Annotated in this window: 1 protein-coding gene; it reads left to right on the forward strand. The window is 68.1% G+C overall.

Annotated elements, in window-relative coordinates; translation table 11 throughout:
• The coding region (locus ACPYOJ_RS37075; RefSeq protein WP_481420642.1) for a hypothetical protein at window positions 1-232 on the forward strand (232 nt) is incomplete at both ends.

The following is a 232-nucleotide window of genomic DNA, read 5'->3' on the forward strand; positions in this document are numbered from 1 at the left end:
GGCCAAGCCGGGCAAGTGGGGTTCGGACGTCTCGCACCTCAACCTGCACAAGACCTTCTGCATCCCGCACGGCGGCGGCGGCCCGGGTGTCGGCCCGTGCGCGGTGAAGTCGCATCTCGCCCCATTCCTGCCGCGTATGCTCGGCGGCGAAGGTTCGGTGGGCATGGTCTCGGCGGCCAGCTTCGGCTCCGCCTCGATCCTGCCGATCAGCTGGATGTACATCACCCTGATG

The organism is Rhizobium sp. SVR5-9E, from assembly GCF_056755095.1.